Below are 1,935 nucleotides of genomic sequence, written 5' to 3'. Positions count from 1 at the left end.
CCCTTGAGCAAGCCGGCGACCGCGGGCAGCAGCACCAGCGTCAGCACCATCGCGATGTCTTCGACGATCAGCCAGCCAACCGCGATCCGGCCGCGCTCGCTGTCGACCAGCCGGCGCTCCTGCAGCGCGCGCAGCAGCACCACGGTACTTGCGACCGACAGCGCCAGACCAAACACCAAGCCGGCGCCAAACGGCCAGCCCAGCGCATGGCCGAGCCCGGCACCCAGCACGGTTGCGGCGCCGATCTGCACCACCGCGCCGGGAATCGCGATCGCCCGGACTTCGAGCAGATCCTTCAATGAGAAATGCAGCCCGACGCCGAACATCAGCAGGATCACGCCGATCTCGGCGAGCTCGTTGGCCAGGCTTTGATCGGCCACATAGCCGGGGGTGAACGGGCCGATCACAACGCCGGCGAGCAGATAACCAACCAGCGGCGAGATTTTCAGCCGCTGGGCTGCGACACCGAAGGCAAATGCCAGCACCAAGCCGGCCACGATGGTGGAAATCAGTGGGGTGTTGTGCTCCATCGTTCCGTTGTGCGGCATGACGCCGCGACCGTCCACCCGAGCGGCGGCTACCGATCGCCGCAGTGCACGCTGGCGCCAGGGAACCTGCTTGGGCCGAAGTGCAGAATCGCGATCTATTGCCGCAGCCCTGCGACGATTTGATCGATGTCGTCGCCCTCCGCTACCTCACGTGATTGAAGGAACGATGTCAGTCGAAAACGATGTCGGAGTTTACCGGGAAGCCTTGGTGTTTCTCGGGACCGCAGGCGTATTGATCCCGGTGATGACGCGGTTTCGCGTCAGCCCGGTGCTCGGCTTTCTGGTCGCCGGGCTGGTGCTCGGCCCACACAGCCTCGGCCGGATCGGTGCCGACCTCCCCTGGCTGAGTTACGTCACCATCACCTCCCAGGATGCGGTCGACCGGCTCGCCGAACTCGGCGTCGCCTTCCTGCTGTTCACCATCGGCCTCGAACTGTCGTTCGACCGCCTCTGGACGATGCGGCGACTGGTATTCGGCCTCGGCATGTCGCAGGTGGTGCTGACCACCGCAGCGATCAGCGGCATCGCACTGATCTTCGGCAACACGGTGGAATCGAGCCTGGTGATCGGCGCCTGTCTGGCGCTGTCGTCGACCGCGATCGTGCTGCAGCTTCTCGCCGAGCAGAAGCGACTCGCCACCGTCGCTGGCCGCAGCATCTTCGCGGTGTTGCTGGCGCAAGATCTCGCGGTGGTGCCGATCCTGTTTCTGATCGTGGTGTTCGGCAAAGCCGCCGGCGATGCGGCTGGCGGCGGAGCCACCAGCACCGGAGCGGTTTGGCTTGGGCTCGCAATGGCGCTGGTGCAGGCGGCGGCCGCGATCCTGCTGATCATCGGCTTCGGCCGCCTGGTGCTGCGCCGGCTGTTCCGCCTGGTGGCCTCGACCCACAACCGCGAACTGTTCATGGCGACGATCCTGTTCGTGGTGGTCGGCACCTCGCTGGTCACCCACGTCGCCGGACTGTCGATGGCGCTCGGCGCCTTCCTGGCGGGTCTGGTGCTGGCGGAGACCGAATTCCGCCGCCAGGTCGAAGTCGATATCGAGCCGTTCAAGGGCATGCTGCTCGGGCTGTTCTTCATCTCGGTCGGGATGCGGATCGATCTTGCGGAAGTCGCGCGCTATCCGGCGATGGTCGCCACCTCGGTGATCGGCATGACGGCACTGAAGGCGGTGGTGATCGCCGGCCTCACCTGGCTGTTCCGGCTGTCGCGGCCGGTGATCGCCGAGGCCAGCCTGCTGCTCGCCGGCGGCGGCGAATTCGCCTTCCTGGTGCTCGGGCTGGCCAGCTCCAGCGGCCTCGTGACGCGCGAGGTCGAGCAGTTCATGTTGCTGGTGTCGTCGGGCACCATGATGCTGACGCCGTACCTGGCGCGGCTTAGCCGCCAGGCC

The 1,935-nt window shown here is 66.4% G+C and carries 2 protein-coding genes; one reads left to right on the top strand and one right to left on the bottom strand.

Going from position 1 to position 1,935, the window contains the following annotated elements:
* Positions 1–530: cation:proton antiporter domain-containing protein (locus DYI24_RS25715; RefSeq protein ID WP_502706378.1), on the bottom strand; the 530-nt coding region annotated here is incomplete at its 3' end.
* Between the two features lie 184 nt (positions 531–714).
* Here DYI24_RS25715 and DYI24_RS25710 point away from each other — a divergent pair.
* Positions 715–1,935, top strand: a 1,221-nt coding sequence (locus tag DYI24_RS25710) for a cation:proton antiporter domain-containing protein (RefSeq protein ID WP_164574322.1), incomplete at its 3' end; no start/stop codon positions are given.

The organism is Rhodopseudomonas sp. BR0C11 (assembly GCF_010820945.1).
GTDB classification, from domain to species: Bacteria; Pseudomonadota; Alphaproteobacteria; order Rhizobiales; family Xanthobacteraceae; genus Rhodopseudomonas; species Rhodopseudomonas palustris_H.
The sequence above is the reverse complement of the archived record's forward strand: the minus strand, read 5'-3'. Positions and strand labels throughout refer to the sequence as shown.